We start from the raw sequence: 22012 nt of genomic DNA, 5'->3' as shown, positions 1-22012 counted from the left end.
ACTTAGAAAAAGCAAATGTTCCTGGTCCATTCTTGGCGGGTGTTAACCAAGTCATCCCTTATGAAGCTTTCGGTGGAGATGGTATGTTGACGCGTCTCTTGCTCAAATCTTCTGACAAGGCTCCTTGGTCCGACAATGGTACAGCTAAAAACCCAGCGCTCTTGCCACTTGAAGGCTTGGCCAAAGGTCAATACTTCTACGAAGTGGATTTGAACGGCAATACTACAGGTAAAGACGGGCAAGCCCTTCTCGACCAACTTCGTGCTAACGGAACTCGCACTTACCAAGCGACTGTCAAGGTCTATGGTGCCAAAGATGGAAAAGCAGATTTAAGCAATCTTGTTGCGACAAAAAATGTGACGGTTGACATGAATGGCCTTATTTCAAAAGAAGCAGTCAAAGATTCAGTCACTAAAAATATTAAAGACCATATCGACGTTCCAGCCAGCTATTTAGAAAAAGCGAACGTTCCCGGTCCATTCTTAGCTGGTGTTAATCAAGTTATTCCGTATGAAGCTTTCGGTGGAGACGGCATGTTGACGCGCCTCTTGCTCAAATCTTCTGACAAGGCTCCTTGGTCAGATAATGGAACAGCTAACAATCCAGCCCTCTTGCCACTTGAAGGCTTAGCCAAAGGTCAATACTTCTATGAAGTAGACTTGAACGGCAACACTACGGGTAAAGATGGGCAAGCCCTTCTCGACCAACTTCGCGCTAATGGAACATATGCTTACCAAGCGACTGTCAAAGTCTATGGTGCCAAAGACGGCAAGCCAGATTTGACAAATCTTATCGCGACTCGTCAAGTAACGATTCAGCTTCGTGGAAAAGAAATGCCTACAACACCATCTCAAGAAGGTCAAATGAATATGAAACCTTCTACAACACCATCTCAAGAAGAGCAGATGAATAAGAAGCCTTCTGCAACAGATTCTATGAGTACAGCTGAGGGTACGAAGGAAGTAGATCATCGCATGACTGATGTGAAGGGGGAACACCCAACTTCTAAGCCGATGACAGATACGATGAAAAAAAATGATAAGCCTACGTTACCAAAAACTGGTGAAGCTCAAACAGCTACAGCTACCATTGGTTTCTTTGGACTAGTCTTGGCAGGAATTCTTAGCCTTCTAGGTTTGAAAGAAAAACAAAAAGATTAAGGTTCAAATCATTTAAAAATTACTAAAAATAGTGTTATACTAAAGCCAGTATAACACTGTTTTTATCAGGAGATTGGCAAATGGGAAAGACAATTTTACTCGTTGATGATGAGATGGATATTCTAGATATTCAAAAGCGCTATCTTATGCAGGAAGGCTACCATGTTTTAGTGGCTCGAGATGGCGTGGAGGGGTTGGATCTTTTCAGAAAGAAATCTGTTGACCTGATCATCACGGACATCATGATGCCGAATATGGACGGTTATGACTTTATCAGTGAGGTTCAGTATATAGCACCTGATCAGCCTTTTCTTTTTACAACGGCTAAGACTAGCGATCAAGACAAAATTTACGGTTTGAGCTTAGGAGCAGATGATTTTATAGCCAAACCTTTTAGTCCGCGTGAGCTGGTGCTAAGGGTCAATAATATCTTGCGCCGACTGCATCGTGGAGGCGAGATCGAACAAATTGAGCTCGGTGATTTGGTGATGAATCATGCGGTTCATGAGGCTCGCATCGGAGAGCATTTTTTGGAATTAACAGTGAAATCCTTTGAACTGCTCTGGATTTTAGCTAGTAATCCTGAGAGAGTTTTTTCAAAGACGGAGCTTTACGAAAAGGTGTGGCAGGAAGACTTCGTAGATGATACCAATACCCTTAATGTTCATATACATGCTCTGAGACAGGAATTGACCAAGTATGCCAGTTCAGACACTCCTGCCGTCAAAACTGTCTGGGGTCTGGGGTATAAAATGGAAGGAGCACGAGGTATAAAATGAAATTAAAAAGTTACATTCTGGTGGGGTATCTGATTTCTAGCCTATTAACGATTTTGCTTGTTTTCTGGGCAGTCCAGCGAATGTTGATTGTAAAAAGTGAGATTTATTTCCTAGTTGGAATGACCTTGATTGCTAGTTTTATAGGGGCGGCAGTCAGTCTCTTTCTTTTATCGCCAGTATTTTCTTCCCTTCGGCATCTGAAAAAACAGGCTCAGAATATAGCTGACAAGGATTTTAGTGCAGAGATTGACGCCAAGGGCCCTATTGAATTTCAAGAGTTGGGTCAGGCTTTTAACGATATGTCGCATAATTTGCAAGAAACGTTTGAATCGCTTGATGAAAGTGAACGAGAAAAAGGAATGATGATTGCCCAGCTTTCTCACGATATTAAAACTCCCATTACCTCTATTCAGGCGACTGTGGAGGGGATCTTAGATGGAGTGATCAAGGAAGACGAGCAGATTCATTACTTGACCACGATTAGCCGTCAGACAGAGCGTTTGAATAAACTGGTGGAAGAATTGGATGTTTTGACTCTTAATGCCCAGCCTCGAATAGAATCAGATGGAGAATCCGAAATAGTCTTTATAGATCAGCTATTGATTGAGGCTATGAGTGAATTTCAACTATTGATTGAGCAGGAGGAGCGAGACATCTACATTCAAGTGTCTCCTGAGTCAGCGAAAATTAAGAGCCATTATGATAAACTTTCCCGTATCTTGGTCAACTTGCTAAATAATGCCTTTAAGTACTCAGACCCTGGAACTAAAATTGAGGTCGTGGCACAATTAACTGAGCAAATCTTGACAATAAGTGTGAAAGATGAAGGACAGGGTATTGCTCCTGAGGATTTGGATAAGATTTTCAAACGCCTTTATCGTGTAGAAACATCTCGTAATATGAAGACAGGCGGGCATGGTCTGGGTCTTGCTATTGCGCGTGAATTGGCTCATCAGCTGGGTGGAGAAATAATGGTTGAAAGCCAGTGTGGCCTAGGAAGCACTTTTACATTTACTCTCAACTTAACATAAATCTACAGAAATTAGTAAACGTTTTCAATTCTTGATTTAGCAAAGATAAAATCAAATTCAAGTTTTTTCAAATCGATCTCCCTATTTTTAGGGGGATTTTTATTTTATACTAGAGTCAGAAAATTGATCGAGAGGTTTTTGAAATGGCAACAAGTTTTTTGTTCTTTATTTCTGTTTTTCTGGCGGGGATTCTTTCCTTTTTCTCCCCTTGTATCTTACCGCTGATGCCAGTCTATGTGGGGATTTTGCTGGATTCGGATCAGCCGAAAACGGTTCGGTTTATGGGAAAAGAGATTTCCTGGTATGGATTGGCTAAGACGCTCTGCTTTATAGCAGGTCTATCTACTGTATTTTTGGTTTTGGGCTATGGAGCTGGTGCTTTGGGGCAAGTCCTCTATGCCCCTTGGTTTCGCTATCTTTTGGGTGGCATTGTCATTCTACTGGGAATCCACCAGATGGGAATCATTAATATCCAGCAACTGCAAAAGCAAAAGAGCATCCAACTTAAAAAGAATAGTAAAAGAAGTGATTTTCTTAACGCATTTCTCTTGGGTATCACCTTTAGCTTTGGTTGGACTCCCTGTGTGGGACCTGTTCTGAGCTCTGTTTTAGCAATTGCTGCTTCTGGCGGTAACGGCGCTCTTCAGGGAGGCTTGCTTATGTTGGTTTATACACTTGGCTTAGCACTTCCTTTTCTAGCCATGGCTTTGGCTTCCGGCTGGGTAGTACAGCGCTTTGCGGAACTCAAACCTTATATGGGAACGCTTAAGAAAATCGGCGGTGCACTCATCATCCTCATGGGAATCTTGCTTATGCTCGGAAATCTAAACGCTTTAGCGTCGCTATTTGGATAAATATTATATAATTAAAGGAGAAATATCATGAAAAAAATCGCTACCCTTACAATCACTACTCTTAGTATTTTTGCCTTGGCTGCTTGCTCCAGTCAAAAGTCAAATTCAGACATGAAAAAGATGGATGACAGCAGTATGATGAAGAAAGAGGATATGAAAAAAGACGACATGAAGAAGGAGGATATGAAAGACTCTAGCATGTCTGATGATAAGATGAAAAAAGATGACATGAAATCCAGTGATTCAAGTATGAAGGATGAGATGAAAGATTCATCTGAAATGTCATCTGAAAAATAAAGTTATCAATAAGGGTGGAAGTCGTCAGTTTTGTCGGCTTTCTCCTCATTTTGAAAGGAAAGAAAACGATGAAGAAACTATCGATTTTGACTGCCAGTCTGCTTTGTGTCGGCTTATTGGGAGCTTGCTCAAATCAGCAAATGAATTCGGAAGCTTCTAAAAATGATAAAAGTTCCATGACTAGTAAGGCAAATTCTAATCAAGCTACAAAAATGGCTAAGAACTTTAGTCTGCAAGGAGTGGACGGCAAGACCTACAAGCTGTCTGATTTCAAAGGCAAGAAAGTCTATCTAAAATTTTGGGCTTCTTGGTGCTCTATCTGTCTATCCACTCTTGGAGATACCAATGATTTGGCTAAGGAGCAGTCTGGAAAAGATTATGTTGTCCTGTCAGTAGTGTCTCCGACTTTTAATGGAGAAAAGTCTGCTGATGATTTCAAGGAATGGTACAAGTCTTTGGATTACAAGAACATGCCAGTTCTCATGGATATCAAGGGAGAATTACTGAAAGAATACGGTATTCGCTCGTATCCATCTGCTCTCTTTATCAATAGTGATGGCTCACTTGCTAAAACTCATGTGGGCTACATGAGTAAGGAAGATATTGAGAAAACACTAAAGGAAATCAAGTAGAAAGGAGCAATGAACATGGAAGGCAAATGGAAGATTCTTCTGGTTTTGTTTGGCTTGCTTGCCTGTTTTGGTCTATTTTTCTTAATCAAGGGCTCCATGTCTATTAACCCATCTCAGGCCAATATTGAGCAAATCAAGAAAGCCTCTATGAGCAAGACAGAAGTGACTAAACAGAAGAAAGAAGATGTCAAGGAAGAGGACAAGCGGGAGATTTATCTGGCTGGCGGCTGTTTTTGGGGAGTAGAAGAGTACTTTTCTCGCGTGCCAGGTGTAATAGATGCAGTATCAGGCTATGCAAATGGTAAGGGCGACACGACCAAGTATGAATTGGTCTCTCAAACTGGTCACGCTGAAACGGTAAAAATTACTTATAACGTAAAAAAAATATCTCTAAAAGAAATCCTGCTGCATTATTTCCGCATTATTGATCCAACTTCTAAAAACAAGCAGGGAAATGATCAGGGTACCCAGTACCGGACAGGTGTTTATTATAAGGACGAAGCAGATTTGAATACCATCAATCAAGTTTTTGATGAAGTTGCTAAGAAATATGATAAGCCTTTGGCTGTTGAAAAAGAACCTCTAAAAAACTTTATCAAAGCAGAAGATTACCATCAGGATTACCTAAAAAAGAATCCTAATGGATATTGCCATATCGATGTCAATCAAGCTGCTTATCCTGTTATCGAAGCTAGTCGCTATCCTAAGCCTAGCGATGAAGATATTAAGGCTAAGATCTCGCCAGAAGAATATGCAGTCACACAAAAGAATGACACTGAGCGGGCCTTTTCTAATCGCTATTGGGATAAGTTCGATGCTGGTATCTACGTGGATGTGGTGACAGGCGAGCCTCTCTTTTCATCAAAGGATAAATTTGATTCAGGCTGCGGTTGGCCGAGTTTCACACGCCCTATCAGTCCTGATGTTGCGACTTACAAAGAAGACAAGAGTTTCAACATGACTCGAACGGAAGTTCGCAGTCGGGTTGGGAATTCCCATCTGGGCCATGTTTTCACAGACGGTCCTAAGGATAAGGGAGGCTTGCGCTATTGTATCAATAGTCTGTCAATCAAGTTCATTCCCAAAGCTGAGATGGAGGAGAAGGGCTACGGCTATCTGTTGGATTATGTTTAAGAGCATTTTGATTGAAAATTTGCTATAATAAATCCAGTAAAAATAAGGAGTTGAATCTTGTGTATTCAATTATGATTGTAGAGGATGAGTATCTGGTAAGACAGGGAATTGCGTCCTTGGTAGACTATGAACAGTTTGGCATGCAAGTTATTGCCCAGGCTGAAAATGGAATAGAAGCTTGGCAGAAATTTCAGGAAAATCCTGCTGATATCCTGCTGACCGATATCAATATGCCACAGATGAACGGTCTCGAACTGGCCAAGCTAGTTAGAGAGCAGGCTCCTAAGTGCCATATCGTTTTTCTGACGGGCTATGATGATTTTGACTATGCTCGGACGGCCATTAAGCTAGGTGCAGATGACTATCTTCTCAAGCCATTTTCCAAGGATGATGTTGAGGAAATGTTGGCCAAGGTGAAGACTAAACTTGATAAGGAACGTAAAAAAGCTCAGATTCAAAACTTGGTCGATCAGGGACAGCGCTCTGAGATGGAAGAGGCTATTCATGCACAACTGGCTGATCCAGAATTAAGCCTAAAAAGTTTGGCTTTCCAATTGGGTTTTAGTCCATCCTATCTTAGCGTTCTTATCAAAAAAGAACTAGGCCTGGCCTTTCAAGATTATCTGATCCAAGAGCGGATGAAAAAAGCTAAACTCTTACTCTTGACCACAGATTTGAAGATTTATGAAATAGCAGAGCAGGTAGGTTTTGAAGATATGAACTATTTTTCTCAGCGCTTCAAGCAGGTGGTCGGGCTGACACCTCGGCAGTTTAAAAAAGGAGAGGAGAAATGAAACGCTATCCGCTTCTTATCCAGTTGATTGTCTATATTTTTCTGCTGGTCCTTTTACTCTTGGGGTTTGTTGGGAGTCTTTACTATCAAACTAGCTCGCAGACTATTCGGCAGCTGACAGAGCGAACGACGCGCAATAGCATGGAGCAAAGCGGGCAGTTCATTACTTCCTATTTGCAAAAATTAAAACAGACCACCTCCACACTGAGCAAGGAAGAAACGATTCGTAAGTTTGCTCAGAATCAAGAAAGCAGCGAAACCTCAGTACAGGTTTTGATGAAAACCATCATTGAGACAGATCCAGATTTGGTGTCGGCAGTATTGGTTACCAAGGACGGGCGCGTGGTCTCGACAGATTCTCAAATCAGTATGCAGACTTCCTCTGATATGATGAATGAAAAATGGTATCAGGAAGCTGTTCATACCAAAGCCATGCCTGTCTTGACTCCTGCTCGCAAAGAGTCTCTATCATCTGAGAAGGAGAAGTGGGTTGTTTCCGTCACTCAGGAAGTAGTGGATGAAGCAGGACAGAATCTCGGGGTTTTGCGTCTGGATATCGGCTATAAGAGTCTCAAAGCCTATTTGGATCGGCTTCAGCTGGGGAAGAAAGGCTTTAGCTTTATTGTCAATAGCCAGCATGAATTTGTCTATCATCCCAAGAAGAGTGTTTATTCATCCAGTCAGGAAATGAAAGCTATGCAGCCCTATATCTCCGTCAAGGATGGTTATGCAGACCAGAAGCAGGCTTTTGTCTACCAGATTGATATTGCGGACAGCGACTGGACTTTAATTGGAGTTGCCTCATTAGAGCAATTAGAGATGCTTCAGTCACAGATGCTTTATTCTTTTATAGGAATGGGCATTTTAGCACTCCTGATGTGCTTGACTGGTATTTGGTTTGTCCTGCGTTTGTGGATTAAGCCTCTGCAGAATCTGCAGGCTGTCATTCTGAAGATTGGAGCAGGTGACTCAAACCTTCGGGCAGAAGCAAAGGGTTCTCCAGAGTTGGTTGACTTGGCTCAGCAGTTCAATAAAATGCTGGACCAAATTGAACAGCTGATGGAAGCTGTCAAGACTGAAGAACAAAATGTCCGACGCTATGAGCTCCGAGCTCTCTCAGCTCAAATCAACCCCCATTTCCTTTATAATACCTTGGATACGATTGTCTGGATGGCTGAGTTTAATGACAGCAAGCGTGTTGTTGAGGTAACAAAATCACTCGCTCAGTATTTCCGCTTGGCGCTCAATCAAGGACACGAACAGATTTCTCTTAGAGATGAGATTGATCACGTTCGTCAATATCTCTTTATCCAGAAGCAGCGCTATGGTGACAAGCTCCAATATGAGATTGAAGAGGATGAATCTCTAGCTGATTATAAACTGCCCAAGCTGGTGCTTCAGCCTTTGGTTGAAAATGCCATCTACCATGGCATCAAGGAAATTGACCGACAGGGCATGATTCGCATTACTGCGGTAGCGGAAGAGGGGTATCTGATATTGTCTATCTATGATAACGGCCGCGGCTTTGATGTCAACGCCTCTATGGATGCGACTCTCCCTCGCTTAGGTGGGGTTGGTCTGAAGAATGTTGATCAACGCTTGAGATTGCAGTTCGGAGAAGACTACCATATGAAAATCCAATCCGAACCAGATAAATTTACCCAGATTAGCCTTTATTTGCCGCTAGTAACAGATGATTAAGTTCGCTATCCTTCAGTACTCAAGCCGGAAAATTTCCGGCTTTTTTGCTGTTTAGGAACGAAATAGGGCTTTTACAGACGGCTTCTCCGATAAATGATACAAAGATGAGGATAGTGTAGCAAAATGTGGAAAATTTTAAATCGTTTGTTATAATAATATTGAAAACACATCTTAAAGGAGGTTGGGATGGAGTCTAGTTTATTTTTTGTTTCGGTCTTTTTGGCTGGAATTCTCTCGTTTTTCTCGCCTTGCATCTTTCCCTTGTTACCAGTCTACATAGGGATATTGCTGGATGAAGAAGAGCCTAGAGAAGTCAAGCTTCTGGGCAAAAAGATTGCTTGGACTGGTCTGATCAAGACCCTTTGCTTCATTGTTGGAATTTCTTTAGTTTTCTTTCTACTAGGCTTCGGTGCAGGATTCCTAGGCAGAGTGATTTACGATGAGAAATTCCGTTATCTGATGGGGATCATCATCATTTTGCTAGGAATTCACCAGATGGAGCTGATTAATATCAGGCAGTTACAATTCCAGAAAAGTGTGGAATTTAAGAAAAACAGTCGTCGGAATGATTTTCTGTCAGCCTTTTTGCTTGGTATTAGTTTCAGTTTTGGTTGGACACCTTGCATTGGACCTGTCCTTAGTTCGGTTCTGGCTCTAGCTGCCTCTGGAGGAAATGGAGCTGTTCAAGGAGCGCTTCTAACATTGGTATATACGTTGGGAATGGCCTTGCCATTTCTCATCTTAGCACTAGCTTCTAGCTTCGTTATGCGCTATTTTGCGAAAATCAAACCCTATATGGGACTGATGAAAAAAATCGGAGGAGCCTTGATCATTTTTATGGGAATCCTTCTCATGCTCGGGCAGTTAAATGCTTTATCAGGAATTTTTGGATAAAAGGAGAAAAAGATGAAAAAAATTCTTTCGTTAGTTGTTGCTTCGATAGCTTTTCTGACACTATCAGCTTGTTCATCTGATGAAAAGGGGATGGATAGTCAAAGCCAGTCCAGTACAAGTGTCCAATCGCAGGTTGCAGTTGGCCAGGAGGCACCGGACTTTACTCTTCAGTCGATGGATGGAAAAACTGTCAAGCTTTCGGATTATCGTGGAAAAAAAGTCTATCTGAAGTTCTGGGCTTCTTGGTGCGGACCTTGTAAGCGAAGCATGCCAGAATTGGTCGAATTAGCTGGTAAAAAAGATCGTGATTTTGAAATATTGTCTATTGTAGCACCGGGTCTCCAAGGAGAGAAGTCTGTTGAAGACTTCCCAAAATGGTATCAAGAACAAGGATATAAGGATGTGCCCGTTCTATTTGACACGTCTGGTGCAATCTTCCAAGCCTATCAGGTTCGCAGTATTCCAACCGAAATCCTCATTGATAGCCAAGGAAAAATTGGGAAGATTCAATTTGGAGCAATCAGCAACGAAGAAGCCGAAAAGGCCTTCAAAGAGATGAAATAAAATAAAAAAGAATGGATATGAAAATCCATTCTTTTCATTTTGTTTCGATTAGGCACTAGCGCCAGAAGTGGCATCGGCATCTCCACCACCGTGACCACCGCCAGTATCTGAAGCACCAGAAGTAGCATCGGCTGTTGCAGCTGCGGGAGCAAATGGGCCGCTTCCTCCAACCAAGCGTTGACCAGTTGTTTTTAGATACCAATCTAGCCAAGGCTGGAAGTTGAAGACGATTTCGTTGATACCAGCGTAAGAACCGTCAGGATAGTACATTGCTTGGTAGTTGTGGGTATTGATAACACCTGCTGGTGAACCAGGTACGATTGTACGAACATACTCTTGATCACCGTTACGGAGAACACCAACTACCCATTCTACGTTCTTCATGCGGGCAGCAGGAAGAGAGTTGTGTAGAGTTGAGAGACGGCCACCTGATTGGGATGGTACACGTTTGGCAAACATAGTGTCTGGATCTTGATGAGCGTTGTTATAGTAAAGGAACTGGTTGTTATCATCAGCATAAGTCAACTCAAACGGCATAGCCTTTAAGAACATGTCGATTTGGTTAACAGTCAGGATACCATGGTCAAGCTTGACATAGGTATCGCCAGAAACAGCACCAACAGCTTTTGCAGCTTTTTCTACCCATTCTGGATCGTCAGGGTCAACTTCTGTGATGGTTGTTGCGATTGGGTTCGTGACATCTAAGTCTTCAGGAGCAATTGGTTTAGGTTTTTTCAATTTTGAGACTACCTCAACATATTTAACAAAGTTATCTAAGCAAGATTCAAGGAATTTAACAGTGCCTTCGTTTGTGATATTGCCTTCATTATCAAAAGCTTCTTTCGCTTTACCAAGAAGGAATTCATTTCCTGGTAAAGTATAAGCATTGACACCTGGAGCATCTAAGATCTTACGCAAATGTACTTGGGCACGAGACGTTCCTTGGTCGTAGTAGGAAGCTCCCACAATCATGACAGGCTTGCTTTCAAATGGGTGAACCTCATAAGAGAGCCATTCAAGGACACTTTTGAGAGCTGCTGTAATGGTGTGGTTGTGCTCAGGAGTGGCAATGATAACACCGTCAGCGCGCGTGATGCGGTTGTACAAAAGGCGCAGTTGGAAGGATTCGTCCCATTTTTCATCTTGATTAAAGAGTGGAACTTCATCAATTTCCAAGACTTCTAATTCAAATTTCAGTTTAAATTGTTTTCTGATAAATTCTAGTAATTTACGGTTGTATGATTGGTCTGCATTTGAGCCGACAAGTCCAACAAATTTCATGTGATTCTTTCCCTTCTAGTTCTTACAATTTTTCCCAGTCAAAGTTTTCAGCTTCTTGATGAAGAAGTGCTTGGGCACTTGATAACTTTTCTGTAATTTTAACAAACAAACGGAAGTCATCAAAAAGAGCGTCTAATTTTTGAATGGTTTCGAGGTCAATCAAGTCACCATTTTTATCAAAGGCTTGAAGTGAGTGAGAAAGTAGGAATTCAGAACCTGGCATAACAGAAGCCTTGAGTTCTGGTGAATCCAGAATTTGACGGAGTTGTAGTTGGGCACGAGATGACCCTAGAGTTCCATAAGAGGCTCCTGTAATCATCACTGGTTTACCAAGTAATGGATAGATACCGTAAGACAACCAAGCCAAGGCACTCATAAGAACAGCGGGAATAGAGTGGTCATATTCAGGCGTTCCGATGATAACACCATCAGCAGCTTCGATTTTCGCAGCGATTTCTTTAACGATCTCTGGAACTTGCATATCAGATGGTTTGTTGAAAATAGGAATTTCTTTGATTTCAATCAACTCGATTTCTGCTTTATCAGCGAAATGCTTTTGCATGTACTGAAGGAGTTGGCGGTTGGTTGATTTTTTTGAGTTTGTACCAACTAGACCGATAAATTTTAACATAGTAGGTTCCTTTCTGGATTTAGGATAAGATTTCTGGGCTGAGACCAGATGAATAAAAAATTTGATGATTTTCTGTAATAACGAAGGCTTCGATTCCATTTTCTTGCTCGACTTTCTCTAAGATGGAAGTAGGAGTTTCCCCAAATAAACGGGTTGTCCATATTTCACCATCGACTGATTTTGATGAAACAATCGTGAGACTAGCTAGTTGATTGTCGATTGGGTAGCCTGTGGTGCGGTCAAAAATATGATGATAAACCCTGCCATCTACCTGCAGTTTTCTTTCATATATTCCTGAAGTTACAACAGACTGATTCTGAACGGACAGAAGAGCTAGGTTGTTTCCACGTGGCAAGATTGGATTTTGAATGCCAATCCGCCAGCAACGATTATTCTTTTCATTTAGACCGATGGTTAAGATATTTCCACCAAGATTGATGAGGGCGGAGGTGACATCTTGTCCTCTTAAAAAAGCAGCGATTTTATCCGCAATATAACCTTTGGCAAGGGCGCCTAAGTCAATTTTCATGCCTTCCATTGTCAGAAAAACACTGGAGGCAATTGCATCTAACTCGATACACTCAGGGTCAGTGAGTGACAGCGCTTGCTTGATTTCCTTGGGACTGGGAACTTTCGCATCCGCAAAGCCTATCCGCCAAGTTTGGACCAAGGGACCCAAGGTAATATTGAGATGACTGTCTGGAGCGAGACTATGTTTTTTTCCTAACTCAATCAACTCAAACAAATCAGGATGGACACAAACGGGATGTTTACCGGCAGCGTGATTGATTTGCATGAGCTCAGAGCTGTCATCATTTGCACTAAAGCGCTTTTCATACAATCTTAGGAGAGAAAATACCTGGTCTAAAAGACTGTCGGCATTTTCATGGAGAATCGAAATAGTGATAGTCGATCCCATTAAATGGATGGATCTAGAAATAAGATCCACTTTTATCACAACCTTCCCTATTAAATTTCTTAATCTTCTCTATTAGTATAGCAGAAAGATACCGTTTTCACAATTGTAAATATATAATATTTTCAGAAAAATTGAAATTTTTTGTCCAAAATCAAAGTTATTTGCCAAATTTTAAAATAATTCTGAGCATATATCTTGTAAACGCTAACAGATACATGGTATACTAGTTGGGTAAATTAAATTTAAAGGTGGATTATTCTATGAGTAAAATCGTTGTAGTTGGTGCTAACCACGCTGGTACAGCTTGTATTAATACGATGTTGGACAACTTTGGTCATGAAAATGAAATTGTGGTATTTGACCAAAACTCAAATATTTCATTCCTTGGTTGTGGAATGGCGCTTTGGATCGGTGAGCAAATCGATGGTCCAGAAGGTCTCTTCTACTCTGATAAAGAAAAATTGGAAGCTAAAGGCGCTAAAGTTTACATGAACTCACCAGTACTTTCAATTGATTACGATAATAAAGTTGTGACCGCAGAAGTGGAAGGAAAAGAACACAAAGAATCTTACGATAAATTGATCTTTGCAACTGGTTCAACTCCAATCTTGCCTCCAATCGAAGGTGTTGAAATTGTTAAGGGGAACCGCGAATTTAAAGCGACTCTTGAAAATGTCCAATTCGTTAAATTGTACCAAAATGCTGAAGAAGTTATTGAAAAACTTGAGGATAAGAGCAAACACCTTGAACGTATCGCTGTTGTCGGTGGTGGTTACATTGGTGTAGAACTTGCTGAAGCCTTCGAGCGTCTTGGAAAAGAAGTAGTTCTTGTTGACATCGTAGATACTGTCTTGAACGGCTACTACGACAAAGACTTCACTCAAATGATGGCGAAGAACTTGGAAGACCACAATATCCGCTTGGCTCTTGGACAAACAGTTAAAGCAATCCAAGGTGATGGAAAAGTTGAGCGCTTGGTAACAGACAAAGAAACATTTGATGTGGACATGGTTGTTCTTGCAGTTGGTTTCCGCCCTAACACAGCTCTTGCTGATGGTAAGATTGAGCTCTTCCGCAACGGTGCCTTCCTTGTAGACAAGAAACAAGAAACATCAATCCCAGGTGTTTATGCAGTAGGTGACTGTGCGACCGTTTATGACAATGCTCGTAAAGATACTAGCTATATCGCCCTTGCATCTAACGCTGTACGTACGGGTATCGTGGGTGCTTACAACGCTTGTGGACATGAATTGGAAGGAATCGGAGTTCAAGGATCAAATGGTATCTCTATCTACGGTCTTCACATGGTTTCAACTGGTTTGACTCTTGAAAAAGCCAAAGCTGCTGGCTATAACGCAACTGAAACTGGCTTTAACGATCTTCAAAAACCAGAATTTATCAAACACGACAACCACGAAGTTGCCATCAAGATTGTCTTTGATAAAGACAGCCGCGAAATCCTTGGTGCACAAATGGTGTCTCGTGATTCTGCAATCAGCATGGGAATCCACATGTTCTCACTTGCTATCCAAGAGCATGTGACAATTGACAAGTTGGCTTTGACAGACCTCTTCTTCTTGCCACACTTCAACAAACCATACAACTACATCACAATGGCTGCACTTACAGCTGAAAAATAATCTATCAAAAGTCCCGATAAGGGACTTTTTTTGTCGCTTGTTTTATCAAGTTGAATTGTCAATACGATACAGAATGATGCATATATATTATGTGTTTATCAACTAGTACAATAATTAATAATCATTCTAATGAGTTTTAAAATTAGTTCTATTTTAGATTTTTTTGTTATACTAAGATGAAAATAAAATTTTAGAAAGTTGTTATATGAAGAAAAATATTGTTCTTTTCATTTTTCTCCTTCTGAGCGCGATTGGCTTGGAATACGAGACGCAAGCTTATACTACTGGTAGTATGTCAGGTACTGGTTATGGAATTGTTGGACTTTCAGCCCTTTTGGCCCTGCTCTATATCATCCCAGCTCTACTTTTGATTCACGGCTTGGGTAAAAAATGGCAAACGCCTGCATTTAGCATAGGTATAGCTCTGCTAGGTGGGCTATTCATTTCTGGCTGGACTTCTGGCTTGGCCAACACTTATATCCACGAGTGGGTCAGCACGAGTTTTCCAAATACAGTGATTAGTTATCTGGAGAATGCTCTCGCAGCTCCGCTGGTTGAAGAGCCGCTTAAGCTTTTTGCGGTTGCTTTCGCTGTCTATCTAGTGCCAGTCAAAAAACTTAAAGGCTTTTTACTGTTGGGAATTACAGCTGGCATAGGTTTTCAGATTAGTGAGGACTTTTCTTATATCCTTTCCGACCTACCTGAAGGATTTTCCTTCACTATCTCTGGTATTTTAGGCCGTATCACTGGTGGGGTAGCTTCTCACTGGCTCTACACTGCTTTGACCACTATCGGATTAGCTCTGATGTTCCGATTTGTTAAGATTCAAAAAAACTATTTTAAGGCTGGTCTATTTTACTTCTTATCAGCTTTTGTTCTCCACTTCTTCTGGAACTCTCCATTGACTTCTATTGAAACGGATATCCCAGTTATCGTTCCCATCATGACTGCTGTGGCTGTCTTCATTTTCTACCAAGCTTATCGAACAGCACACAAGATTGATCAGGAAAACTTGTCAATCTAAAGACGGAGAGTGGGACAGAAATCGGTAATTCGTTAGAATTCGATTTCGTCGTCCCACCTCCGCACAGTTGAGTAGGGCTGTAAAAGCTGATGAAATCAGCGTAGTAGAGCCCACTCAACCACTGCGTCTTGCTCGACAATCCAAAGACAATTGAGAGGCTAGGACTTTTGTCCCAGCCTCTTTTATGCTCAAACAACATTTTTGGCATTCTTTTAAATCTAATAAAGTTGATGTTAAAAAATTTATATCCAAAAGCAAAATGTTCATGGCTATCGCCTTGTTTCTGGCCTATATTTTGTGCTAAAATGTTGCTATAAGGACTTTGGGAGAGAAATGATGATTAAACAAAAAGAACAAATTTCTGATACGAAAAAAGAATTTAATTTTATATCCAGCTCTATTATTTCCCAAGTGTTCAGGGGGATTCTGGTAGGCATTTTTGCTGGACTAGTAGTGGGAGCATTTCGTTTTTTGATTGAGAAAAGTTTTCACTTGATTCAGGCGGCTTATGTGAGGGGCAGGAGTGAGTGGTTTTGGCTAGTAGCCTTGCTTTTCTTCTATGCTTTCATTGTCTTTATCAATGCTAGATTGGTAGCTACAGAAAAGGATATAAAGGGTTCAGGGATTCCACAGGTTGAGGCTGAGTTGAAAGGCTTGATGTCACTTTCTTGGTGGAGCATTCTCTGGAAAAAATTCTTAGTTGGTATTTTAGCAATTTCCAGTGGCTTGATGCTGGGACGTGAGGGACCGAGTATTCAGCTAGGAGCGATGAGTGGAAAAGGCATATCTAAATGGCTAAATTTGAGTCCGGTAGAGGAGCGAACCTTGATTGCCAGTGGTGCAGCTGCGGGCTTGGCTGCGGCTTTTAATGCGCCAATTGCAGGTTTGCTATTTGTTGTTGAGGAAGTGTACCATCATTTTTCCCGATTCTTTTGGGTTTCAACCTTGGCTGCAAGTTTGGTGGCAAATTTTATTTCGCTGTCTATATTTGGCCTGACTCCTGTTTTGGATATGCCGGATAATATTCCTTTCATGGGGCTGAATCAGTACTGGATCTATATCTTGATGGGCCTGTTTTTAGGATTGGCAGGTTTTCTCTATGAAAAAGCAGTCCTTAATATTCATCTAGTTTATGAAGCCCTAGGCAAATTTTTTAGATTACCAAAAGCTTACTATCCGATTTTTGCCTTTGTTTTAATCATTCCGATTGGCTATTTTTTGCCTCATTTACTGGGCGGTGGGAACCAGCTGATTTTGTCTCTGACGAGTGCTCATTACACAGTTGGAACCTTGATTCTCTTTTTTTTACTCCGTTTTGCATGGAGTATGATTAGTTATGGCAGCGGACTTCCTGGTGGTATTTTTCTGCCCATTCTGGCTTTGGGTTCTTTACTAGGCGCAGCAATTGGAGCCCTTTGTGTAGAAGCTGGGTTCATCACGCAGGAACAATTTCCAATCTTTATCATTTTGGGAATGAGCGGGTATTTTGGCGCTATTTCTAAGGCTCCACTAACAGCTATGATTCTCGTGACGGAGATGGTGGGAGATATCCGTAACCTTATGCCACTGGGCTTGGTCACTCTGATGGCCTATATTGCCATGGATCTGCTAAAGGGAGCGCCTGTCTATGAAGCCATGCTTGAAAAAATGCTGCCAGATCGGATTGAAGATGACGGAGAGACAACCTTGATTGAAATTCCTGTTTCAGAAAAGGTCGCGGGTCGGCAGGTGCATGAATTGGAGCTACCGCATGGAGTTTTAATCACGATGAATATCCATAAGGGTAAGACTCAGACGGTCAATGGAGCCAGTCGTCTCTACCTAGGAGATACGATTTATGTAGTCGTTAAGAAGTCAGAAATTGGCAAAATTAAGGATATCTTGCTTTGAAATGCTCATTTTTTATTCAGAAAGGAAAGTTTCATTATAATTATCTGACAATTTATTGAAATATGAGAAATAAATTGTTATAATTTATATGAATTCGCCCCTTTTAGGGAAAATAAAGGAGTCAAGATGAAAAAACTTGGAATTGTCTTATTGTCAACAGCTATTTTACTGTCTGGCTGTGCTGCTAATCAAAAATCGAATACAAGTGCCAGCAGTTCGGAAGCGAAAACGAGTCTATCGGACTCTGACCAGAAAGCTTTGGATAAGGCAACAACAGAGTATAAAGCCTTTGTACAGAAAGAAATCGATCAATTATTGACGGATACGGAGAAATTCAGAGATACGCTCAAAGAAGGCAAGCTTGATGAAGCCAAGAAAATGTATCCGCTAATTCGCATGAGCTACGAGCGTTCAGAGCCGATTGCCGAGAGCTTCGGAGAGTCCGATGTGAAAATTGACTTCCGCTTAGCTGACTATGTGGATGAAAACAAGACCGAAGAAGGCTGGTCAGGCTTCCACCGGATTGAAAAAATTCTGTGGGAAAGTAATACAACGACTGGTACGGAGAAATATGCAGACCAGTTGGTCAATGACATCAAAGAATTAAAGGCTAAAATCGCGACTGTTGAGGTCACACCAGACATCATGCTAACTGGTGCAGTTGACCTCCTTAACGAAGTGGCGACCAGCAAGATTACTGGTGAGGAAGAAATCTTTTCACATACGGATTTGTATGATTTCCGTGCCAATATTCAAGGGGCAGAAAAGATTTTCGAACTCTTTAAACCTTTGATTGAGAAGAAAGATGAAAAACTGGTAAAAAGTATAGAAACTGAGTTCAAGAATGTTAATAGTTTGCTAGACAAGCACATGACGGATTCTAAGAATTATAAACTTTATACCGAATTGAGCAAGGAAGATACTAAAGAGTTAGGAGAAGCTGTCACAAAACTAGGCGAGCCTCTCTCGCAAATGGGTATCATCCTAGATGGGAAGTAAGAACATGACCAAGGACGAAAAATGGTTTAATAAAAAAATGGATCGTCGGGAATTTCTTAAAAAAGCAGGGATTGGAGGCGCAGGCTTAGCACTTGGTGTCTCCAGTGCATCTGCTTTTTTCGCTAATCAAGTGAAAGAAGACAAAAAATTTGCTGACGGTGAGGAAGAAATCAGTTTTTACGGTGAGCATCAAGCTGGCATCATAACAGCCATGCAAAAGAATATCTATTTTGTCATTCTGGACTTGCATACGACGGATAAAGAGACCATTATCCAGATGTTCAAGGACTGGACAGTTTACAGTGAAAAGTTGGTCAATGGAGAGCTAGTCAAAAAAGATGCCTCTAATGCCCTCTTGCCACCTACGGATACTGGAGAAACGGTCGGCCTCAACCCTTATCGACTGACCTTGACTTTTGGCGTTTCCGCCTCTTTCCTGAAAAAAATGGGCTTGGAGAATAAAAAGCCCAAGGAATTCCGCGACTTGCCTCCTTTCCCCAAGGAACAACTAAAAGAGAAATATACTGGCGGTGATATTGTCATTCAAGCTTGCGCGGATGATGAGCAGGTGGCTTTTCATGCTGTTCGCAATCTGGTTCGTAAAGCGCGAAATGCTGTTACCATGAAATGGAGTCAGGCTGGTTTTGCTGCTATAGGCGATCGTTTGTCTACTCCCCGCAATCTATTTGGTTTTAAAGACGGCACGGCCAATGTCACCAAGGAGAAAGATTTTGACAAGGTGGTTTGGTGCGACAGCAAGGACTGGATGAAGGGTGGCTCTTATATGGCTGTCCGCCGAATCCAGATGTTTCTTGAGACTTGGGATCGGACCAATTTGCAAGAGCAGGAAAACACCTTTGGTCGTTATAAGGAGAGTGGAGCGCCCTTTGGCAAGAAGAATGAATTTGATGAGGTAGACTTGGACCTGCTTCCAGTTGATGCACATGTGCGGCTAGCTAAAGAAGTCGACAAGCCCCTCTATCGCCGTTCCTATTCTTATTCAGATGGGATTGACGAAACAACGGGTCAATTTGATACAGGTCTCCTTTTTATCTCTTTCCAAAAGGATCCCGACAGTTTTATCAAGGTGCAGACCAATCTTGGGGCACAGGATAAGATGAATGAATATGTCACCCATGTGGGCAGTGGCTTGTTTGCTTGCTTCTGCGGTGTCAAAAAAGGAGAATATCTTGGTCAGAAATTATTTGAATAAAGTGCTGTTTTTGCTCCTGACTCTCTTGCTCCTAGCTCAGCCTGTATCAGCTGAGGATTCCTATAGCAGTCTCTTTATCAAGATTACGGATGCTAGCACCGCTGCTCAAAAGGGAGACCAAGCCAGTGCCAAACAATTGCTGGAGGAAATCCAGACTGAATTTGCAGCTTTAAGCAACCATGAGTCAGCTGCAGGGAAAGAAGTCAGCAAGGCATTGACTATCTCGGGCGATGTAACAGAGGACAAGCTGACTAAGGTTTCAGCTGCTCTTTTAGCTTTTGAAAAGGAGCAGAATCCAGTTGATCTTGAGGCGGAAAAAACCAAGCTAGTCAATAAACTAGAATCAAAGTTTCAAGCTCTTCAGGCAGCGATTGATAGCAAGGATCTTGAAAAGATTCGTGAAGCCTATAAAAAAATGAATTCGACTTGGACTGCCAATGAAGGAGTGGTGCGGGATCATAGCACAGCTCATTATGGTAAGGTGGAGACGGCCATTTCCCTTTTACGGAGTGCCATCGAGACAGAGCCAACGGATTTTGAAGCCATTCAAACTTCCTATGATGACCTTAGAGCAGCGATTGATAGCTTTGTCAAGGGAGAAGAAGCGACAGCTAGCAGTGAAAATCTTACGCTGGCAGATGGTATTGGTCTGCTGAAAAAGGCTCTGCTTGCTTTCCAAAAAGGGGACGAAAAGCAGGGCAAGGCTGCGATGAAGAAATTTATCACGATTTGGCCAAGTGTTGAAGGAGATGTCAGCACTAAAAATCCTTCCCTCTATACCAAAGTAGAGAGCCAGTCGCCTGTCATCATGGTGAAGGGTAAGGATAAAGAGTATCAAGACCAGCTCGCGTCCTTAATCAGTGAGCTAGAACAGATTGACACCAGCGGATCTTATACTTTCTTTGATGCCATGCTGATTTTGTTGCGTGAGGGCGTTGAGGCTCTCTTGATTGTGATGGCACTTGTCACGACGCTTAAGACCTCCAAGATGAAAAAAGGCCTCAAATGGGTCTATACTGGTGCTGGCTTGGGTGTACTAGCCAGTGCGGTCATTGCTATTTTGCTGCAAACTCTTTTTCCAGCCGTTGCCTCTGGCTCTAATCGTGAAATCATTGAGGGGGCAGTGGGGATTTTTGCGGTTGTCATGCTGATTTTGGTCGGCATTTGGCTCCACAGTAAGTCCTCTGTCAAGAAATGGAATGACTTCATGGAAAGTCAAATGCAGGCAGTGACAGCTAGTGGTAGTTTTATTTCCATGTTTGCCCTGAGCTTTCTCGCTGTTTTCCGTGAGGGGGCGGAGACCATCTTGTTCTACGCAGGAATTTTACCGCGCATTACTGCTCTAGATTTCTTTTTAGGACTGGGACTTGCTATTTTGGTTTTAGTCTTGCTCGCAATTTTAATGACTAAGGCCAGCAGTTTGATTCGGCCTCATCGGATTTTCTTTGGTCTGACCTGGCTGATCTATGCCTTGGCCTTTAAGATGTTAGGTGTCAGCATTCATGCCCTGCAGTTAACAGCCATTTTTCCTAGTCACTTGCTGTCTCATCTTCCAACCATTGATTGGCTGGGAATTTATCCGAGCCTTGAAGTAGTTCTAAGTCAAGCCATCTTTCTTGTCGTTGTCCTTTATGTGACCTTTAGAAATCGGCAAAAGGAGCGAGCAGATGTCTAATAAGGAACAGACCATTGTTGAGCATTTGACGGAATTTAGATGGCGTTTTATAGCTGTCTTAATCTGGTTCGGTTTGATTTTTCTGGCCAGTCTGCTTTTTGCAGCGGATATTTACAAATGTCTGACCGTTTCCTTTGAGCAGAAGTTGATTGTATTGGGACCAGACGACATACTTTGGATTTATATTAGCCTGGCTAGTCTTGTGGCTTTCTCACTGACGCTCCCTTTTATGGTCTATCAGATTTGGGAATTTATCCGACCTGCTCTTAGAAATAGTGAAGCAAAGGCGATTTTTGCTTACATACCAGCTACATTTTTCAGCTTTGTCTTGGGCTTGGACTTTGGTTTTTACTTCGTTAGCCCTGCTATTTTGCAAGTTTTGCTCTCTTTAGGAGATGGTTTATTTGCCGTCCAGATGACAGCGCAGAACTATCTGGCCTTTCTATTTCACACGACCATTCCGATTGCTTGCTTGTTTGAATTGCCTGTCATTGTGGCCTTTCTGACATCAATCGGTTTGCTCAAACCGCAATTTTTGATAAAATATAGACGCTATGCCTATTTCGTTTTATTAGTATTAGCAGTAATCTTGACGCCGGCTGATTTAATCAGTGATTTGTCAATGACAGTGCCACTGATTTTGCTGTATGAAGTCAGTATCCTACTGAGTAAAATGATTGAGAAAAGGAGAACAACGTAATGGGAATTTTAAAAGACATCGGGCTACCAGGGCTTATCGTTATCGTTCTAGGAGCTTTGCTGATTTTTGGACCAAAACGTCTGCCAGAGCTAGGGCAGTCTATTGGAAAAATGTTTTCAGAGTTTAAAAAGGCAGTTGATGGAGGAGCAGAAGACTCCAACTCAGAAAAAGATAAGAAAGAATAAAACACGGGTGACCGTG

General features: G+C 41.8%; 22 protein-coding genes. 19 read left to right on the top strand and 3 right to left on the bottom strand.

The window, feature by feature from the left end:
- From D8791_RS06975 to sdbB, 11 genes are all read left to right on the top strand, one after another.
- On the top strand, positions 1–1160 hold a 1160-nt coding region (locus tag D8791_RS06975), incomplete at its 5' end, for an SSURE domain-containing protein (protein ID WP_125446940.1).
- Between the two features lie 80 nt (positions 1161–1240).
- On the top strand, positions 1241–1939 hold the full coding sequence (locus D8791_RS06970) for a response regulator transcription factor (protein ID WP_125371751.1): 699 nt from the start codon (positions 1241–1243) through the stop codon (positions 1937–1939).
- Positions 1936–2970, top strand: coding sequence for a HAMP domain-containing sensor histidine kinase (locus D8791_RS06965; RefSeq protein ID WP_125446938.1), 1035 nt, complete (start codon positions 1936–1938; stop codon positions 2968–2970). The genes D8791_RS06970 and D8791_RS06965 overlap by 4 nt, the downstream gene beginning before the upstream one ends.
- 143 nt (positions 2971–3113) lie before the next feature.
- Positions 3114–3824 carry a thiol-disulfide oxidoreductase-associated membrane protein CcdA2 gene (gene ccdA2 / locus D8791_RS06960; protein WP_125446936.1) on the top strand — a complete coding sequence of 237 codons (711 nt, stop codon included), beginning with the start codon at positions 3114–3116 and terminating at the stop codon, positions 3822–3824.
- A 27-nt stretch (positions 3825–3851) separates the two neighbouring features.
- Positions 3852–4121 (top strand): hypothetical protein, encoded by a 270-nt coding sequence (locus D8791_RS06955; RefSeq protein WP_125446934.1) that lies wholly within the window; start codon positions 3852–3854, stop codon positions 4119–4121.
- A 68-nt stretch (positions 4122–4189) separates the two neighbouring features.
- Positions 4190–4753, top strand: coding sequence for a redoxin family protein (locus D8791_RS06950; protein ID WP_125446932.1), 564 nt, complete (start codon positions 4190–4192; stop codon positions 4751–4753).
- Between the two features lie 15 nt (positions 4754–4768).
- Positions 4769–5887 (top strand): peptide-methionine (R)-S-oxide reductase MsrB, encoded by a 1119-nt coding sequence (gene msrB, locus D8791_RS06945; RefSeq protein ID WP_125446930.1) that lies wholly within the window; start codon positions 4769–4771, stop codon positions 5885–5887.
- Positions 5888–5946: 59 nt separating this feature from the next.
- Positions 5947–6681, top strand: coding sequence for a response regulator transcription factor (locus D8791_RS06940; RefSeq protein ID WP_125446928.1), 735 nt, complete (start codon positions 5947–5949; stop codon positions 6679–6681).
- The gene (locus tag D8791_RS06935; protein WP_125446926.1) at positions 6678–8381 is read left to right on the top strand and encodes a cache domain-containing sensor histidine kinase; all 1704 of its coding nucleotides are present in this window, start codon (positions 6678–6680) and stop codon (positions 8379–8381) included. Before D8791_RS06940 ends, D8791_RS06935 begins: the two co-directional genes overlap by 4 nt.
- 186 nt (positions 8382–8567) lie before the next feature.
- Complete coding sequence (gene ccdA2 / locus D8791_RS06930; RefSeq protein ID WP_125446924.1) at positions 8568–9275, top strand: thiol-disulfide oxidoreductase-associated membrane protein CcdA2; 708 nt, start codon at positions 8568–8570, stop codon at positions 9273–9275.
- A 12-nt stretch (positions 9276–9287) separates the two neighbouring features.
- Positions 9288–9839 carry a thiol-disulfide oxidoreductase-associated lipoprotein SdbB gene (gene sdbB, locus D8791_RS06925; RefSeq protein ID WP_125381703.1) on the top strand — a complete coding sequence of 184 codons (552 nt, stop codon included), beginning with the start codon at positions 9288–9290 and terminating at the stop codon, positions 9837–9839.
- Between the two features lie 48 nt (positions 9840–9887).
- Here the strand turns inward: sdbB and D8791_RS06920 are convergent, their stop codons facing one another.
- The 3 genes from D8791_RS06920 to D8791_RS06910 are packed head-to-tail and all read right to left on the bottom strand — an operon-like array spanning position 9888 to position 12700.
- Positions 9888–11120: an NAD(P)H-dependent oxidoreductase gene (locus D8791_RS06920; RefSeq protein WP_125446922.1), complete on the bottom strand. Its 1233-nt coding sequence runs from the start codon at positions 11118–11120 to the stop codon at positions 9888–9890.
- A 22-nt stretch (positions 11121–11142) separates the two neighbouring features.
- Positions 11143–11751 (bottom strand): NADPH-dependent FMN reductase, encoded by a 609-nt coding sequence (locus D8791_RS06915; RefSeq protein WP_125372965.1) that lies wholly within the window; start codon positions 11749–11751, stop codon positions 11143–11145.
- Positions 11752–11770: 19 nt separating this feature from the next.
- A complete protein-coding gene (locus D8791_RS06910) occupies positions 11771–12700 on the bottom strand; it encodes an FAD:protein FMN transferase (RefSeq protein WP_185760572.1) in 930 nt (309 codons plus the stop codon).
- A gap of 230 nt (positions 12701–12930) precedes the next feature.
- Between D8791_RS06910 and nox the strand changes: the two genes are divergently transcribed.
- The 8 genes from nox to D8791_RS06865 all read left to right on the top strand — a co-directional run bounded on the left by nox (position 12931) and on the right by D8791_RS06865 (position 21996).
- Positions 12931–14310 (top strand): H2O-forming NADH oxidase, encoded by a 1380-nt coding sequence (gene nox, locus D8791_RS06905; RefSeq protein ID WP_000036764.1) that lies wholly within the window; start codon positions 12931–12933, stop codon positions 14308–14310.
- Between the two features lie 205 nt (positions 14311–14515).
- Positions 14516–15334: a PrsW family glutamic-type intramembrane protease gene (locus D8791_RS06900; RefSeq protein WP_125446918.1), complete on the top strand. Its 819-nt coding sequence runs from the start codon at positions 14516–14518 to the stop codon at positions 15332–15334.
- 336 nt (positions 15335–15670) lie between these two features.
- On the top strand, positions 15671–17224 hold the full coding sequence (locus D8791_RS06890; RefSeq protein WP_125446916.1) for a H(+)/Cl(-) exchange transporter ClcA: 1554 nt from the start codon (positions 15671–15673) through the stop codon (positions 17222–17224).
- Between the two features lie 126 nt (positions 17225–17350).
- Positions 17351–18223 (top strand): iron uptake system protein EfeO, encoded by an 873-nt coding sequence (efeO, locus tag D8791_RS06885; RefSeq protein WP_125446914.1) that lies wholly within the window; start codon positions 17351–17353, stop codon positions 18221–18223.
- 4 nt (positions 18224–18227) lie between these two features.
- Positions 18228–19436 carry an iron uptake transporter deferrochelatase/peroxidase subunit gene (gene efeB / locus D8791_RS06880; protein WP_125446912.1) on the top strand — a complete coding sequence of 403 codons (1209 nt, stop codon included), beginning with the start codon at positions 18228–18230 and terminating at the stop codon, positions 19434–19436.
- The gene (locus D8791_RS06875) at positions 19414–21111 is read left to right on the top strand and encodes an FTR1 family iron permease (RefSeq protein WP_125446910.1); all 1698 of its coding nucleotides are present in this window, start codon (positions 19414–19416) and stop codon (positions 21109–21111) included. The genes efeB and D8791_RS06875 overlap by 23 nt, the downstream gene beginning before the upstream one ends.
- Positions 21104–21811: a twin-arginine translocase subunit TatC gene (gene tatC, locus D8791_RS06870; protein WP_125446908.1), complete on the top strand. Its 708-nt coding sequence runs from the start codon at positions 21104–21106 to the stop codon at positions 21809–21811. The genes D8791_RS06875 and tatC overlap by 8 nt, the downstream gene beginning before the upstream one ends.
- A complete protein-coding gene (locus D8791_RS06865; RefSeq protein ID WP_061423004.1) occupies positions 21811–21996 on the top strand; it encodes a twin-arginine translocase TatA/TatE family subunit in 186 nt (61 codons plus the stop codon). Before tatC ends, D8791_RS06865 begins: the two co-directional genes overlap by 1 nt.
- Positions 21997–22012: the final 16 nt, after the last annotated feature.

The organism is Streptococcus cristatus (assembly GCF_003943515.1).
Taxonomy (GTDB): domain Bacteria; phylum Bacillota; class Bacilli; order Lactobacillales; family Streptococcaceae; genus Streptococcus; species Streptococcus cristatus_D.
Note: the sequence above shows the minus strand (reverse complement) of the source record. Positions and strands in the feature narration are given on the sequence as shown.

Bases quoted from the DNA above. Each gene is read 5' to 3' on its own strand.
- D8791_RS06935 (WP_125446926.1), top strand. From the start codon at position 6,678: ATGAAACGCTATCCGCTTCTTATCCAGTTGATTGTCTATATTTTTCTG.
- D8791_RS06865 (WP_061423004.1), top strand. From the start codon at position 21,811: ATGGGAATTTTAAAAGACATCGGGCTACCAGGGCTTATCGTTATCGTT.
- D8791_RS06900 (WP_125446918.1), top strand. From the start codon at position 14,516: ATGAAGAAAAATATTGTTCTTTTCATTTTTCTCCTTCTGAGCGCGATT.
- D8791_RS06970 (WP_125371751.1), top strand. From the start codon at position 1,241: ATGGGAAAGACAATTTTACTCGTTGATGATGAGATGGATATTCTAGAT.
- ccdA2 (WP_125446924.1), top strand. From the start codon at position 8,568: ATGGAGTCTAGTTTATTTTTTGTTTCGGTCTTTTTGGCTGGAATTCTC.
- D8791_RS06950 (WP_125446932.1), top strand. From the start codon at position 4,190: ATGAAGAAACTATCGATTTTGACTGCCAGTCTGCTTTGTGTCGGCTTA.
- D8791_RS06890 (WP_125446916.1), top strand. From the start codon at position 15,671: ATGATTAAACAAAAAGAACAAATTTCTGATACGAAAAAAGAATTTAAT.
- tatC (WP_125446908.1), top strand. From the start codon at position 21,104: ATGTCTAATAAGGAACAGACCATTGTTGAGCATTTGACGGAATTTAGA.
- efeB (WP_125446912.1), top strand. From the start codon at position 18,228: ATGACCAAGGACGAAAAATGGTTTAATAAAAAAATGGATCGTCGGGAA.
- nox (WP_000036764.1), top strand. From the start codon at position 12,931: ATGAGTAAAATCGTTGTAGTTGGTGCTAACCACGCTGGTACAGCTTGT.
- sdbB (WP_125381703.1), top strand. From the start codon at position 9,288: ATGAAAAAAATTCTTTCGTTAGTTGTTGCTTCGATAGCTTTTCTGACA.
- D8791_RS06915 (WP_125372965.1), bottom strand. From the start codon at position 11,751: ATGTTAAAATTTATCGGTCTAGTTGGTACAAACTCAAAAAAATCAACC.
- D8791_RS06955 (WP_125446934.1), top strand. From the start codon at position 3,852: ATGAAAAAAATCGCTACCCTTACAATCACTACTCTTAGTATTTTTGCC.
- D8791_RS06920 (WP_125446922.1), bottom strand. From the start codon at position 11,120: ATGAAATTTGTTGGACTTGTCGGCTCAAATGCAGACCAATCATACAAC.
- efeO (WP_125446914.1), top strand. From the start codon at position 17,351: ATGAAAAAACTTGGAATTGTCTTATTGTCAACAGCTATTTTACTGTCT.
- D8791_RS06965 (WP_125446938.1), top strand. From the start codon at position 1,936: ATGAAATTAAAAAGTTACATTCTGGTGGGGTATCTGATTTCTAGCCTA.
- msrB (WP_125446930.1), top strand. From the start codon at position 4,769: ATGGAAGGCAAATGGAAGATTCTTCTGGTTTTGTTTGGCTTGCTTGCC.
- ccdA2 (WP_125446936.1), top strand. From the start codon at position 3,114: ATGGCAACAAGTTTTTTGTTCTTTATTTCTGTTTTTCTGGCGGGGATT.